Here is a 14436-nt window from a genome sequence, read left to right on the forward strand (position 1 = left end):
TTACGCTTTCCCGTTCATTTCGTCACGGCGCAGCTGGCCGCATGCGGCGCTGATCTCGCTGCCAAGGCGGCGGCGCACCGTAGCGTTCACGCCAAGGCTCTCCAGCTTTTGCTGGAAGCGGTGCACGTTGGCTGCATCGGTGGCCGAGTACGGGCTGCCGTCCACCGGGTTGATGGGGATCAGGTTCACATGGGCACCCATGCCCCGGATCAGGTTTGCCAGCTGTCTGGCGCAGGCATCGGAATCGTTGACACCGCGCACCATGGAATATTCAAAGCTCACGCGGCGGCCGGTGGTGTCCTGATAGCGGCGCACGGCCTGCATCAGCACTTCCACGGGATAGGCATCGTTCACCGGCATCATGCCGCTGCGAATTTCATTGTTGGGTGCGTGCAGCGACACCGAGAGGGTCAGCTGCAGCTTTTTCTCGGCCAGCTGGTCGATCTTGGGCACCAGACCGCAGGTAGAAAGGCTGATGTTGCGCATCCCGATGTTCACGCCCTCGGGCGAGGTGATGTTCTCCAGAAACTTCATCACTTCGTCAAAGTTATCCAGCGGTTCGCCAATGCCCATGAGCACGATGTGGGAAATGCGCTCCCCGATATCCTTCTGGGCGGTGTAGATCTCAGAGCAGATCTCGCCTGCTTCCAGATCGCGCACGCGGCCCGCCTGGGTGGACGCGCAGAAGCGGCAGCCCATGCGGCAGCCCACCTGCGTGGACACACACACCGTGTTGCCGTAGTGGTAGCGCATCACGACGGTCTCGATGCAGTTGCCGTCCGCCATGCGCAGCAGATATTTTACCGTGCCGTCCTTTGCTTCCTGCCTGCGCTCGATCTTGGGCGCGGCAATGTAGAAGCTTTCTTCCAGCTTTGCCAGCAGGGTCTTGGGCTGGTCGGTCATGGCAGAAAACTCGGTGACCAGCTTCTGGTGCACCCAGTGGAAGATCTGCTTTGCCCGGAAGCCCGGCTGACCCATCGCTTTCAGTTCAGCGGTCAGCTCTGCCAGCGTAAAGGAAGAGATACAGCGTTTTTGTTCCATTGTGTTCTCCTATTGTTTTTTACGAACAAGCCACCTGTTTCATTGCAGCTTTTCCCCGTTTTTCTGCATGGCACACAGGAAAAAACCGTCCATGCCGGTGCGGGTGGGCACCGAAAGCGCGCCGTGCTCCCCTGCCGTCATCCCGGCGGGCAGCGCTGCGGCAGGCTCCACCACCGTAAACTCCGGGTGGCGGGCCAGAAATGCCGCGATCTGCTGCTGGTTTTCTGCCGGGTCGATGGTGCAGGTGGAGTACACCAGCCTGCCGCCCGCTTTCAGCAGCTGTGCCGCCGTATCGAGGATGGCCGACTGCGTGGCCAATAATTCAGCTTCGCGGGCCGGTTCCAGCTTTTTGTAGCGCAGATCCGGCTTTTTTGCCAGAATGCCAAGGCCGCTGCAGGGCACATCCGCTAAAATGCGGTCGGCCTGCGGCAGGGCCGGGTTCACCTTTGTGGCATCGTTGCACAGGGCTTCCACATTGGTCAGTCCCATGCGCTGCACTGCCGTGCGGATCAGGCCCACGCGGTTCTCGGCGGCATCGCAGCTGTAAAGCCTGCCGGTGCTGTGCATCTGCTCGGCCAGCAGGATGGTCTTGCCGCCGGGCGCGGCGCACAGGTCGATGACTGTTTCTCCGGGCTGTGCGTCCACGCAGAGCGCCGCCAGCTGGCTGGCCTGCCCTTCCACATGGAAGTACCCCTGCCGGAACAGCTCATTTTCCGCCGGGCTGCCCTCGAACCGGGCCAGCACACTGCCGGGCACAATGCCCCGCTTTGCTTCCTTTGCGCCGGAAGCCAGCAGCTTTGCACAAAGCTCATCGGCACTGCCTTTCAGCGGGTTCGCCCGCAGGCTGGTCATGCCGCCGTCGGCCTTGTAGGTAAGGATATCCAGTGCTTCGTCCGGGTAGTTTTTGTGCAGGAATTCCGCCACATCCCGCCCGGCAGAGCCAAGCACCATGAGCCGCTCCACTTCGTTTTTGAAGCTTGCGGTGCTCAGGTCGTAGCTGCACGCCTTGCGCAGCACGGCGTTGACCAGACCGGATGCGCTGGATTTTTTGAAGGTACGGGTCAGCTTGACGGCTTCGTTCACCGCAGCGGACACCGGCACCTGCATATAGCGGGCCTGCGCCAGCGCCGCGCGCAATATTTCGCGCACCGGTGCATCCAGCTTGGCAAGGCCCTTGGGCAGGAACTGGCACAGGATGTAGTCCAGCGTGCCCTGGTGTTCCAGCACCGTGTAAAAGATGGCGCTGGCAAAAGCTTTATCGCGGCCTTCCAGCTGCTGGCGCTTGAGTTCGGCATCCAGAACAAGGTTGGAAAAACCATCCTGCTCCTGCCGCACCAGCGCCGCCACTGCCGCCGCGCGGGGATTCGCCGCCATCAGAGGATATCCCCCGTTTTCAGGCGCTGACCGGCCGCAAAGGCGGTGCCGTCCATGGGCTTTTTGCCTTCCGGCACCACATTCAGCAGCTGGACGGCCCCCTCACCGCAAGCCACCGTGAGCGGCTTTGTGGCCAGCACGGTGCCGGGCGCTTCGCCGTGAGCTTCCACGGCACGGCACTCCATCACCTTGAGCTTTTTGCCGCCGGAGGTGACGAACCATGCACCGGGCCACGGGTTCATGCCGCGCACCCAGTTGTGGATGTGGGCAGCCGATTCGGTCAGGCGGAACTCTGCCATCTCCTTGTTCAGCATAGGTGCAAGGCAGGCGTTCTCATGATCCTGCGGCTGGGGTTTCAGCGTTTCGGCGGCGATGGCGGGCACCACCTCACACAGTACCCGTGCACCCACGGCAGTCACGCGGTCAAACAGCTGGCCGCTGGTCTCCTCCGGGTCAATGGCGATCTTCTCGCAGCAGAGCACATCGCCGGTGTCAAGGCCCTCGTCCATCTGCATGATGGAAACGCCGGTCTCGGCATCGCCGTTCAGCACGGCCCACTGCACCGGGGCGCTGCCGCGGTACTTGGGCAGCAGGGAGACATGCAGGTTGATGCAGCCGTACTTCGGCGCTTCCAGCACAGACTTCGGCAGGATGCAGCCGTAAGCCACCACCACGATCAGTTCCGGGGCCAGTGCGCGGATGTTCTCGTCCTCGCTGCCGTCCCGCAGGGTGCGGGGCTGGAACACCGGCGTGCCGTGGGCAAGGGCCACTTCCTTGACCGGGGGTGCGGTAAGCACCTGCTTGCGGCCAACCGGCTTGTCCCGCCGGGTGTACACCGCGCAGATGTCATGCCCGGCGGCATACAGGGCTTTAAGGCACTCTGCGGCAATATCCGGCGTGCCCATGAACAAAATGCGCATTACTTGTTTCCTTTCGCTTCGCGGGCAGCTTTTTTGCCCTCTTCGGTATCCTCATAGAAATACTCGCTGGACTGCATGATGGTAATGCCGTCCAGATGGTCGTTCTCGTGCTGGATGCAGCGGCCCAGCAGATCCTCAGCTTCCAGCTCGAACCACTCACCGTGGCGGTCCTGTGCGCGCACCTTGACCGCGGCGGGGCGGGTCACAGCGCCGTTGTGGCCCGGGAAGGACAGACAGCCCTCGTAGGCGGTCTCCTCTTCCTCGGATACGGCCAGGATCTCCGGGTTGACGAAGTCGATGAACTTGTACTCGTAATCCTCCGGGATCTCCTCGGGCGCGTCGGTGGTGTCCCACACCACGAACAGACGGCGCAGCATGCCCACCTGCGGGCCGGCCAGACCCACGCCGTCGGCGGCGATCATGGTCTCGTGCATGTCGTCCAGCAGGGTAGCCAGACGGTCATCAAAGGTGGTGACGGGGCGGCAGACCTTGTTCAGGATGGGATCGCCCTCTTTTACAATGTTACGGATTGCCATTTATGGTACCTCCAAATCAGATGTCACCGTCCGAGTGCAGGTCCACCGCAACGGTGGCCTTGGACGGAAGTTTTTCCTGTTCGTATCGTTCCAGTGTGCTGCGCACGAGGTCGCGGAAGCGGCGGTCGTTGCGGCACTTGATGGTAAGTTTGTAGCGGTAGGTGTCGTTGATCTTCTCAATGCTGCCGGGCGTGGGGCCAAGCACCCGCAGCGGCAGGTCCGGCTGTTTTGCCGCCTGCTGGCCCAGCAGGGCCGCAAAGCGCGCCGCCGCCCGTGCCACCTCGATCTCCTTTGCGCCTGCAAAGCCAATGACGCACAGCCCGCAGAAGGGCGGGTACAGGCCGAGCTTGCGATATGCAATTTCCTGCTCAAAAAAGGCATCGTAGTCCTGCGCGGCGGCAAGGTTCAGCACCGGGTTATCGGGGTCGGTGGTCTGGATGATGGCAAAGCCGGGGTCTTTGGCCCGGCCGCTGCGGCCCACCACCTGTGTGATGAGGCTGAACACGTTCTCATACGCGCGGAAGCCCTGCGCAAACAGCAGCGAGTCGATGCCCAGCACGCCCACAAGGGTCACATCCTCAAAATCCAGTCCCTTGGCCACCATCTGGGTGCCCACCATGATGTCATATTCGTGGTTCGCAAACCTTGCCAGCAGCTTTTCGTGGGCATCCTTTGCGGCAGTGGAATCCTGATCCATGCGCAGCACCCGCGCATCCGGGAACAGCTTTGCCAGCTCTTCCTCGGCTTTCTGGGTGCCGAATCCCCGGTACTGCAGCTTGCCGCCGCAGGCGGGGCAGACGGTGGGCGGTTCCATCTGGCTGCCGCAGTAGTGGCACAATACCTTGTGCGCCGCTTTGTGGTACACCATCGGCACGCTGCACTTTGTGCACTTGAGCACCTCGCGGCAGTCCTCGCACTGGGCCATGGTCTGGTAGCCCCGGCGGTTCAGCAGCAAAATGGTCTGCTTGCCTGCATCCAGATTGCGGCGGATGGCATCTTCCAGCGCAAGACTGATCTCCCGCGGGTTGCCTGCCGCCAGCTCTGCGCGCATATCCACGATCTGCACCGTGGGCAGCGGGTTGCCGCCGTAGCGCTGGGTCAGCCGCACCAGCTGGGTGCGGCCATGCTGGGCCGTGTAAAAACTCTCGGTGCTGGGGGTGGCGCTTGCCAGCAGAAGCAATGCACCATTTTCCGCCGCGCGCTGCCGGGCCACCTCGTGGGCAGAATAGCGGGGCGCGGATTCCGAGCGGTAGGTGTGTTCCTGCTCCTCATCGATGATGATGAGCCCGATGTTTTCCAGCGGCGAAAAGATGGCGCTGCGGGTGCCCACCACGATGTCTGCGCCGCCGTCCTGGATCATCTGCCACTGCAAAAGGCGTTCGGTGTGGTTGAGGGCAGAGTGCTGCACCGCCACCCGGCGGCCAAACTGACTCTTGAGCCGCAGGATCATCTGCGGGGTCAGGCTGATCTCCGGCACCAGCACCAGCGCACGCCTGCCCTGCTCCAGACAGCGGGCAACGAGCTTTAAGAACACCAGCGTTTTGCCGCTGCCGGTCACGCCGTAGAGCAGCGCCGAGTGGGGTGCATCGTCTTCCAGCTTTGGCAGCAGAGCATCGTAAGCCGCCTGCTGCTCCTGCGTGAGGGTGATCGGCTCGTTTTTCAGCGGAATGGACGAATACAGGTCGATGGATTTATTCACCTTGCTGCATTCCAGCACGCCTTTGGCGCACAGGTTATCCAGCACGGCACGGCTAATGCCCTTGTCTTCCAGTTCGTTCAGGGTGCGCGGCCCGCCGCCCAGCAGCGCCACTGCCGCCAATTGCTTGGCCGTCGGCTTCGGCTTTGGCGGCAGCCCGCCCACAAGGCGGTAGGAGTTCTCGGTGTGGCGGGTGAGCTGCTTTTGCAGCACCGGCGTTACACCGTCCGCCGCCACAGCGGGCTTGTACTGCGCACCATAGGGAATGACTGCCTTGACCGCTTCATAATAGGTGCAGAAGGTGCGCTCCTTCAAAAAGTGCACCAGCCGCAGCAGTTCCGGGGTCAGGCAGGCGGATGCCGGGGCCACGTCAAAAAGATATTTCAGCTTTGCACTTTCCGGTTCGGCATCGCAGGCCAGCACCACGCCCATGCGGGCGCGGCTGCCGCGGCCAAAGGGCACCAGCACCATGCTGCCAAGTTTTACCGCATTCTGCTGATCCGGCATGACGGCATAGGTATAAAGCTTATCAAAGTGGAAGGTCGCATTGCTGACGGCAACGCCTACCGTTTTGGGCATTCGTCCAGCTCCTTCAAAATGTTATTCTGCGGCACCAATGCGCTGGCAGATGGCCTGATACAGTGCATCGGCGCAGGTATCGACCTGGTCGTTGACCAGCTTCAGGGTGAATTTATCCTGCTGGGCCAGCTCCTGCCGGGCGGTGGCAAGACGTTCCTGAATGCTGTCCTCGGTCTCGGTGCCGCGGCCCCGCAGACGGCGCTCCAGCTCCTCCACCGACGGCGGCAGCAGGAACACGGTGGTCGCGCCCGGGAACATGCGGCGGATGTTCGCTGCGCCGTGCACATCGATGACCAGAACGACCACCTTCCGGGCTGCAAGGCGCTTGTCCACTTCCTCGCGCAGGGTACCGTAGTAGTTGCCATTGTAGAAGTTGTGCTCCACCACCTGATCGTTCTCGATCAGCTGCTGGAACTGCTCCCGGGTGCGGTAATAATAATCCACGCCCTCCTGCTCACCGGGACGCGGTGCGCGGGTGGTGGCGGAAACAGTCTTTTCGATCTCCGGGTGTGCTTCGCGCAGTGCCTTCACCACGCTGTCCTTGCCGGTACCGGCCGCGCCGGAGACCACAAACAAATATTTATCGTTCGCCATGGGTCTGTTCCTCCTCTGCTGGTGTTTTGCCCTCCTGCCCTGCCGCACGGTTGGCCACCGTTTCCGGCTGAAGCGCCGAGAGCACCACGTGATCGGAGTCCATGATAAGCACTGCACGGGTGCTGCGGCCATAGGATGCATCGATCAGCATTCCGCGCTCCCGCGCTTCCTTTACAAGGCGCTTGACCGGGGCGGAGTCCGGGCTGACCACTGCCACCACACGGCCTGCACTGACCATATTGCCAAACCCGATGTTGATGAGCTTCATAAACCCCTCCGAATTTTCTGTATCACTCCAGATTCTGGATCTGTTCGCGGATCTTTTCGATCTCCGCCTTCATATCCACCACGATGCGGGTGATATCCAGATCCTGACACTTGGAGCCGATGGTATTGGTCTCGCGGTTCAGCTCCTGCGTCAAAAAGTCCAACTTGCGGCCCACCGGCTCGTCCAGCTTGAGGATATCGCGGTACTGCGCAATGTGGCTGCGCAGGCGCACCGTTTCTTCATCCACAGCGGTCTTATCACCAAAAATAGCGGCCTCGGTCAGCACGCGGGCATCGTCGATATCGCGGTCCTCCAGAATGACCTTGAGTTTCTCGTACAGGCGGTTGGTGTAGGCTTCCACGCGGCCTGCGCTCAAAGTCTCCACCCTGCCCACGCACTCCTCGAGGAAGTTCAGGCGGTTTTCCACGTCTGCCTTCATCTTGGCACCCTCGGCGGCGCGCATCTCCACAAAGCGGTCCAGCGCCTGTGCGGTAACGGCAGAAACATCTTCCCACAGCTGTTCCTCGTCCACATCCGCGTGGCGGGTGGTGAGCACATCCGGGAAGCGGGTCAGCACGCCCGCAGAGATATCGTTCTTGACACCCAGCTGTTCCGAAATATCCCGCATGGCCTGCTGGTAGCTGCGTGCCAGCTCCATGTTGACGGCCACCACCGTATCGGCAGCGTCCACATTCTGCACGGTCATGCTCAGCTCCACCTTGCCGCGGGAAATGCGTTCGTTGAGCTGCTTTTTCAGGCGGCTGTCCAGATAACTGCAGGTGCGCGGGATGCGCGAAGAATACTCAAAGTAGCGGGAATTCACGCTGCGCAGCTCCACCGTGATCTCACGGCCATTGCGCACAGCAGTCCCCCGGCCAAAGCCGGTCATGCTTAAGATCATAACGCTCTCCTGTTCTTACATTTTCAGTGTTTCAGCTTACAAGTTTCAGTATACGTATCCGCCTTTGGGTACACAAACCCATGTTACGATACATATAGTTTCATTTTACTATTCTTCGGCCCAAAATTCAAGGTGCACTGTTGCGTGCCGCCGCCAAAACCGGCCGCAATACACGGTGCAAAGCAAAAAAGCTCTGATACAAAATCTTCCGATCCTGTATCAGAGCCTGTTTCAGTTGGTTTTATATACGCAGGTCACGCTGTTCTGCAGCAGATTTGCGTTCAGCAGCGCGCGCTCCACCCAGTGGATATTGTCCGCAATGGTATCGCGGGAGACACCGTATTCTGCCGCAATGTTCTCCATGCTGCGGTACTCGCGGCGGTAGAGCAAAGTCAGCACCAGCTTATCCTGCATTGTGATCTTGGTAAAATGCGGCCTGCGCCGGTGCTCCTTGCAATAAGCCGCATTCAGTGCTTCCAGCATCTGGGCAAATTCCTTCCGAGTGATGCCGAAGGTAAATTCATAATCTTGCTCTGTAAATTCCGCAAGGCGCTGTACCGTGATGCTTCTCATGCAGATCACCTCTTCTTTTTCCGGGGATGCCCGGGTGTCGGCTGCATCCATTTTGATTCATTATAAAATGGATGGATTTTCATGTCAATGAGCCGCCGCCCATTTTTGGGGCCAGATCCGGTGCAAAACACAAAAAGGAGCCTCCCGCCGCAAAAGCGGGAAGCTCCTGAATCCGTTATGAAAGATCAGACGGGATGAGACTGATTGGTGTAGTCCACATGGTCGCCGTCCACGCCCTGCTTCTTGGCATTGCGCTTTTCAAAGAACTTGGGTGCCACCTGCGGGAACATTGCGTAGGTCAGCACATCCTCTTCCTGCGTTGCCCACTTGGCAGCTTCTGCCTTCAGCTTGTCCATCTCAGGAGCCAGAGTATCAGCAAAGCGGCAGGTAATGGGCTGCTCGTCGCCCAGGATCTTCTTGGTGAACTCGGGCTTGATGGGAGCGGGAGTCTTGCCGTAATCACCGTGGACCAGACCCTTGAACTCCTTGGTGACCATCTTGTAGCGCTCGCCCAGGATCACGTTGAACACAGCCTGCGTACCAACGATCTGGCTGGTGGGGGTGACCAGCGGCGGATAGCCTGCATCCTCGCGGACGCGGGGGATCTCTGCCAGCACTTCGTCCAGCTTATCTTCCTTGCCGGCATCCTTCAGCTGTTTGAGCATGTTGGAGAACATGCCGCCCGGCACCTGATACAGCAGGGTGTTTGCATCCACGCCCAGGCTCTTCGGGCTGATCTGGCCGTTGGCAATGTACTTCTCGCGCAGCTTTGCAAAGTATGCGCGCACAACGTTCAGCTGCTTCAGATCCAGACCGGTGTCGTAATCGGTGCCCTGCAGGGCAGCGACCAGACTCTCGGTGGGCATGTGGCTGGTGCCCAGGCTCAGGGGGCTCATGGCGGTATCGATGATGTCGGCACCCGCCTCGATGCCCTTCAGGATGGACATGGAAGCCAGACCTGCGGTGTAGTGGCTGTGGATGTCAACAGGGATGCTGACGGTCTCCTTCAGCTTCTTCACCAGATCGTAGCAGGTATAGGGGGTCAGCAGACCGGCCATATCCTTGATGCAGATGGAGTTTGCGCCCATCTCCTCCAGGGTCTTAGCGTAGGCTGCAAAGTACTCGTTGTTGTGCACGGGGCTGAGGGTGTAGCTGATGCAGCCCTGCACATGAGCGCCTTCCTTGTTGGCTGCCTTGATGGCGGTCTGCAGGTTGCGCGGATCGTTCAGTGCATCGAAAATACGGATCACGTCGATGCCGTTTGCAACAGACTTCTGCACAAAGTACTCAACGGCATCGTCTGCGTAGGGGCGGTAGCCCAGCATGTTCTGGCCGCGGAACAGCATCTGCAGCTTCTGGTGGGGCAGCTCCTTGCGCAGGATGCGCAGGCGCTCCCACGGGTCTTCGTCCAGAAAGCGGATGCAGCTGTCGAACGTAGCGCCGCCCCAGCACTCCACGGAGAAGTAGTTGATCTTATCCATTTCCGGCAGGATGGGACGCATCTCATCCATGGTCATGCGGGTGGCCAGCAGAGACTGGTGGGCATCGCGCAGGACGACCTCAGTAACCTTGATCGGCTTTTTGGCCATGATTGTCACCTCTCCCTTAGTTCATGGAAACCAGAACGTCACCGGAGTTGACGGTGTCGCCCTTGTTGACGTTGATGGAAGCCACAGTGCCATCCTGCGGAGCAACGATCTCGTTCTCCATCTTCATGGCCTCCAGGATCACCAGCACGTCGCCAGCCTTCACGGATGCACCGGCCTTGACCTTGACATCCAGAATGTTGCCGGGCATGGGAGCCTTGACGGCAACGGCACCAGCAGCGCCTGCAGCAGCCTTGGGAGCAGCAGCGGGAGCCGGAGCAGCCTTAGGAGCAGCGGGTGCGGCAGGAGCTGCAGCAGCAACCGGAGCAGCACCAGCGGCAGTCTCCTCCACGGAGACGCTGTAAGCAACGCCATTGACGGTAATATTGTAGTACTTCATGGAAGGATCCTCCAAATCAAAATCGTATCAAAAAGATTTATACAGACGATTACAGAGCCATGTTGCCGTGCTTCTTGGGCAGGCGGGCAGCACGCTTGGTGCTCAGCAGTTCCAGTGCGGCAACAACGCTTGCACGCACATTGGCTGCATCGCAGGTCAGGTCAGCAGCGCCGCAGGCAACTGCATTTGCTGCGCTGCACACCTCGGCGGTGTAAGCAGCAGCCTTTGCGTTGGTGGCTGCAATGATGTTGTCGGAAGCATCGATCTCTTCCTTGTACAGGACGCTGACCGCTGCGCTGGGTTCCAGTGCGCTGACGGTGCAGCCAGCCACGGCAATGCGCAGATCGGCAGCAGCCAGAGCGGTGTAAACAGGGCCGACGGCCTTGCCAGCCAGCACAGCCACCTTTGCGGTGGTAGCGTCGGCATAGGTAGCAGCCAGACGGGCAGCCTCACGGATGCCGCCTGCAATGTCGTCGGTCGCGCTGGGCACAAAGCCCTCGGTATCCACAATGGTGATCACCGGCACGCTGAAGGCATCGCACAGACGCACAAAGCGGGAAGCCTTGGCCACGCAGTTGTGGCACAGGGTCTTGCCGGTGGCCACAACGCCCACGGCGTTGCCGCCCACGGTGGCAAATGCAGTGTAAACAGACTTGCCAAAGCCTGCATACAGCTCCACAGCGCTGTCCTTATCGACCACGGCAGCAGCAGCCTTTGCAGGCTCTGCACCGGCAGCCAGAGCAGCAGTGGGCTGCTCGAACTCAAAGATCGCAGGGCCGGTCAGGTTGTTGGCCGGCAGCAGGCCCACGATGTGAGCAGCTTTCTCGGCAGCTTCCTCAGCAGTGGGTGCCACAATGGCGGCCACGCCAGCCTTTGCAGCGGCGGCTGCGGTGCCGGCATCGGTCACCTTGTCGCCCTTGGCAGCAGAGGTGAACGGAGCGGTGAAGAACAGCTCTGCGCCCTCAGCCATGATGCAGACATCTGCATTGGCAGCGCTCAGTGCGCTGGTGCCGCCGCAGACACCCAGAACAACAGCCACCTGCGGGATCACGCCGGAAACCTTTGCGATCTGCGCATTCAGCTTTGCGCTGGCGGTCAGCACGTCCAGACCCTCAGCCAGCTTTGCGCCAACGGAGTTATAGAAGGTGACGACCGGGCAGCCAGTCTGTGCTGCCATCTCCAGAACCTTGATGTTCTTTTCAACATCCTTTACGGTAACAGCTTCGCCGTTCTGGTAAACAGCGTAAGCCTGCTGACCTGCCGCATAGCCGCAGGCAGCGCTCACTGCACCGTCAGCAAACAGTGCAGTGTATTCCCCGTCATCAAAAAACTTGGCGAGGATTTCTCCCTTATTGATCTTTGAAGCCATGGTAAGACCTCCTGGTTGTCTGTGTGAGCTTTCAAAATTAGTTTTATTATACTGAATTTTCCATAAAAATGCAAGAGATTCTATAAAAGTCCATGCGAATCAACATCTGTCGCGCAAAGTTCTACAATTTTTTAACGATTCATCGTTTCTCAACTTTCTCGCCTTTTTGCGGGCATTTTGCGCCGCATACTCGGCTGTCAAAAATTCTCTTTCAATTTTGTGGATTCTGTCTGTCCCTGCTGCATTTTATTTTATAAGAAGTTATGTTACACTATATTTAATATGTAAATTTTTTTCGCAGAACAGCCCGCCGGGAAGCTTCGGGGCGGGTCATTTTGCAGAATATAAAAAGAAGGCCATGTCAAATTGAAAGATCTGCTCACTTCACTCCGCGCCTCCAACGAAACCTACAACTCCATGAAGCGCTCTGCCCGGGCTGTCATCCGCCGCGCCGAGATCCCCCTGCTCGCGGTCATCGTCCTGTATAAGGCTGCGACGAACCTGCTGTTCGTCCCCCTGATGCAGCAGCTCTGGTCGCTCACGCTGCGGTTCGCACCCATGCACTACCTGAGCAACAACAACGCTTCCGATATCTTTTCCTCCCCCGCGATCATCCTGTGCATCACGCTCATTGCCATCCTGACCGCGTTCTGGGCGCTGTATGAGTTTTCCGTCCTGCTGCATGGGCTGGATCTTGCCCGCAAGGGCGAAACGATCCGCCTGCCTGCCCTGCTGCGCACCTCTCTTGCAGATATCCGCCACGCATTCCTGCCGCAGAACTGGCTCGTTCTGGTCTACAGTGCCGTGCTGATCCCGTTCACCAATTTTTTTCTCTCCTATAACTATATCACGCAGCTTGCCGTGCCGGAATACATCATGGGTGTCATCCGGGCAAACAGCCGGTATTACCTGCTCTATCTGGCTGCCGGTGCCGCCCTGCTGTTCCTCTGTGTCAGCTGGGTGCTGGTGCTGCCGCTGTTCGTGCTGGAGCGCAAAAGCCTGTGGCAGTCGGTAAAGGAAAGCTTTTGCTGCATCCGCAGGCGCGTCTTCCGTGCTTTTCTTTTGCTGCTGCGCTGGAACCTCTCGGTCGTCCTGCGTTCCCTGCTGCTGACGGCAGCGGTTGCCGTGCCGCTGTACGGCATCATCATCGCGGTCGGGCTGCAGAGCACACAGGCCATGTTTGCACTGTCCCGCGCGGCGCTGGCCATTGAGATGCCTTTCTTCCAGTTCCTGATCGACTGCGCCATCACCATGGCGCAGTGCACGATCCTCGTCATGCTGCACTGCCGCCTGCGGGAGCAGCTCCCCTCTGAGCCGGAGCCGGTCCAGAGCGGAAAGCATCACCGTTCCACCGGCAGGCTGCTTCTGGGTGCATCCGTTGCGGGTGCTACTCTGCTCACCTTTGCGCTGGCATTCTGTTACCTTGCCCTACCCAGAGACGACGAGCTGCTCTCCATGCTGGGCGGCGTTGCGCCGGTAGTCACCGCGCACCGCGGCTACTCCGCTGCCGCACCGGAAAATACCCTGCCTGCTTTCCAGCTGGCCATCGATCAGGGCTGCGAGTGGGCCGAGCTGGATGTGCAGATGACCAGGGACGGCGTGGTCATGGTGACCCACGATACCAGCCTGCGCCGCTGCACCGGCCGCAACGAGAACATCTACGACCTGACCTATAACGAGGTTCGCAAGCTGGATGCCGGGCGCTGGTTCGGCCAGAAGTACACTGGTGCCAAAGTTCCCACACTGGAAGAAGTGCTGGATCTGTGCAAAGGTAAGATCCAGCTGAACATTGAGATCAAGCCCAATGCCGCCACCCCGGAGCTGGAAGCGGAAACCATCCGCATCATCCGCGAAAAAGGCTTTGCGCAGGACTGCACCATCACCTCGCAGAGTTATGAGACCCTCTGCAAGGTCAAGGAGCTGGCACCGGAGATCCGGACCGGCTATATCCTTGCACTGGGCGTGGGCAGTTATTACGATCTGCCTGCCGCAGATTTCTTCAGCGTACAGTCCACCTTTATCACCTCCGGTATGGTGCAGCAGATCCATAAGCGCAGCAAGACGATCTCCGCATGGACCGTCAACCGCGAAGAGGATGCCAGCGAACTGCTGAGCATCGGCGTGGACGACCTGATCACCGATAAGCCGGATATGATCCAGCAGCTGCTGAGCGAGGATGCCGACCTTGACAACAGCCTCGTCCTCCTGCGCGACTCCATCCGTGACCTGTTCGCTCCGTCCGATGTCGATGAACCCACTCCTGAGGAAGAGACCATCGAAGAAGCCATCGAGGACCCGGACGAATTGCTGGATGCGTCGTAATCGCGGCAAAGATCAAGTATTCTGTTAAACTACCCGTACACACATAAAAAGCCCCCTGCCAGTTCATCACCGGCAGGGGGCTTACAAGTTTACCTGATCCAGTTTTATCAAGAAAGCTTACTCGAGCTCGGTAGGTTTATTTCTTTACTAATCAAATTTGTTTAGTAAATCTATCCTTGGATGTTCACTTTTCCATGAGATTGCTGTGCTAGATGTGGCTTGCTGATTTTTTAGTATCAGGATAGTATCACGCAACCAGCGGGATCTCTGTGAATAT

13 protein-coding genes are annotated in these 14436 nt (G+C 59.3%); 1 reads left to right on the forward strand and 12 read right to left on the reverse strand.

Going from position 1 to position 14436, the window contains the following annotated elements:
* The 12 genes from rlmN to DW937_RS02985 all read right to left on the reverse strand — a co-directional run bounded on the left by rlmN (position 1) and on the right by DW937_RS02985 (position 11837).
* The gene (rlmN, locus tag DW937_RS02930) at positions 1-1041 is read right to left on the reverse strand and encodes a 23S rRNA (adenine(2503)-C(2))-methyltransferase RlmN (protein ID WP_005940261.1); all 1041 of its coding nucleotides are present in this window, start codon (positions 1039-1041) and stop codon (positions 1-3) included.
* 39 nt (positions 1042-1080) lie between these two features.
* Complete coding sequence (rsmB, locus tag DW937_RS02935; protein ID WP_120120081.1) at positions 1081-2415, reverse strand: 16S rRNA (cytosine(967)-C(5))-methyltransferase RsmB; 1335 nt, start codon at positions 2413-2415, stop codon at positions 1081-1083.
* Positions 2415-3335 carry a methionyl-tRNA formyltransferase gene (fmt, locus tag DW937_RS02940; RefSeq protein ID WP_120120082.1) on the reverse strand — a complete coding sequence of 307 codons (921 nt, stop codon included), beginning with the start codon at positions 3333-3335 and terminating at the stop codon, positions 2415-2417. Before fmt ends, rsmB begins: the two co-directional genes overlap by 1 nt.
* Complete coding sequence (gene def, locus DW937_RS02945; protein ID WP_097777944.1) at positions 3335-3871, reverse strand: peptide deformylase; 537 nt, start codon at positions 3869-3871, stop codon at positions 3335-3337. Before def ends, fmt begins: the two co-directional genes overlap by 1 nt.
* Before the next feature lie 16 nt (positions 3872-3887).
* Entirely contained in the window at positions 3888-6146 is a 2259-nt protein-coding gene (gene priA / locus DW937_RS02950) for a primosomal protein N' (RefSeq protein WP_120120083.1), read from the reverse strand.
* 21 nt (positions 6147-6167) lie between these two features.
* Positions 6168-6740, reverse strand: a complete 573-nt coding sequence (gmk, locus tag DW937_RS02955; protein ID WP_005940248.1) for a guanylate kinase — start codon at positions 6738-6740, stop codon at positions 6168-6170.
* Complete coding sequence (locus tag DW937_RS02960) at positions 6727-7008, reverse strand: DUF370 domain-containing protein (RefSeq protein WP_005940246.1); 282 nt, start codon at positions 7006-7008, stop codon at positions 6727-6729. The genes gmk and DW937_RS02960 overlap by 14 nt, the downstream gene beginning before the upstream one ends.
* Positions 7009-7030: 22 nt before the next feature.
* Positions 7031-7909: a YicC/YloC family endoribonuclease gene (locus DW937_RS02965; protein WP_097774851.1), complete on the reverse strand. Its 879-nt coding sequence runs from the start codon at positions 7907-7909 to the stop codon at positions 7031-7033.
* A gap of 231 nt (positions 7910-8140) precedes the next feature.
* Positions 8141-8482: a transposase family protein gene (locus DW937_RS02970; RefSeq protein WP_118528073.1), complete on the reverse strand. Its 342-nt coding sequence runs from the start codon at positions 8480-8482 to the stop codon at positions 8141-8143.
* A 185-nt stretch (positions 8483-8667) separates the two neighbouring features.
* A complete protein-coding gene (locus tag DW937_RS02975; protein ID WP_005940236.1) occupies positions 8668-10071 on the reverse strand; it encodes an oxaloacetate decarboxylase subunit alpha in 1404 nt (467 codons plus the stop codon).
* 16 nt (positions 10072-10087) lie between these two features.
* Positions 10088-10468 (reverse strand): biotin/lipoyl-containing protein, encoded by a 381-nt coding sequence (locus DW937_RS02980; protein WP_005940233.1) that lies wholly within the window; start codon positions 10466-10468, stop codon positions 10088-10090.
* 49 nt (positions 10469-10517) lie between these two features.
* Entirely contained in the window at positions 10518-11837 is a 1320-nt protein-coding gene (locus DW937_RS02985; RefSeq protein WP_097777948.1) for a carboxyl transferase domain-containing protein, read from the reverse strand.
* A gap of 366 nt (positions 11838-12203) precedes the next feature.
* Between DW937_RS02985 and DW937_RS02990 the strand changes: the two genes are divergently transcribed.
* Entirely contained in the window at positions 12204-14159 is a 1956-nt protein-coding gene (locus DW937_RS02990; RefSeq protein ID WP_243111408.1) for a glycerophosphodiester phosphodiesterase family protein, read from the forward strand.
* The last annotated feature ends 277 nt before the right edge of the window (positions 14160-14436 follow it).

Source organism: Faecalibacterium sp. AM43-5AT (assembly GCF_003603345.1).
Taxonomy (GTDB): domain Bacteria; phylum Bacillota; class Clostridia; order Oscillospirales; family Ruminococcaceae; genus Faecalibacterium; species Faecalibacterium taiwanense.

Coding starts and splice junctions, on each gene's coding strand:
- rlmN (WP_005940261.1), bottom strand. CDS start 1,041: ATGGAACAAAAACGCTGTATCTCTTCCTTTACGCTGGCAGAGCTGACC.
- rsmB (WP_120120081.1), bottom strand. CDS start 2,415: ATGGCGGCGAATCCCCGCGCGGCGGCAGTGGCGGCGCTGGTGCGGCAG.
- fmt (WP_120120082.1), bottom strand. CDS start 3,335: ATGCGCATTTTGTTCATGGGCACGCCGGATATTGCCGCAGAGTGCCTT.
- def (WP_097777944.1), bottom strand. CDS start 3,871: ATGGCAATCCGTAACATTGTAAAAGAGGGCGATCCCATCCTGAACAAG.
- priA (WP_120120083.1), bottom strand. CDS start 6,146: ATGCCCAAAACGGTAGGCGTTGCCGTCAGCAATGCGACCTTCCACTTT.
- gmk (WP_005940248.1), bottom strand. CDS start 6,740: ATGGCGAACGATAAATATTTGTTTGTGGTCTCCGGCGCGGCCGGTACC.
- DW937_RS02960 (WP_005940246.1), bottom strand. CDS start 7,008: ATGAAGCTCATCAACATCGGGTTTGGCAATATGGTCAGTGCAGGCCGT.
- DW937_RS02965 (WP_097774851.1), bottom strand. CDS start 7,909: ATGATCTTAAGCATGACCGGCTTTGGCCGGGGGACTGCTGTGCGCAAT.
- DW937_RS02970 (WP_118528073.1), bottom strand. CDS start 8,482: ATGAGAAGCATCACGGTACAGCGCCTTGCGGAATTTACAGAGCAAGAT.
- DW937_RS02975 (WP_005940236.1), bottom strand. CDS start 10,071: ATGGCCAAAAAGCCGATCAAGGTTACTGAGGTCGTCCTGCGCGATGCC.
- DW937_RS02980 (WP_005940233.1), bottom strand. CDS start 10,468: ATGAAGTACTACAATATTACCGTCAATGGCGTTGCTTACAGCGTCTCC.
- DW937_RS02985 (WP_097777948.1), bottom strand. CDS start 11,837: ATGGCTTCAAAGATCAATAAGGGAGAAATCCTCGCCAAGTTTTTTGAT.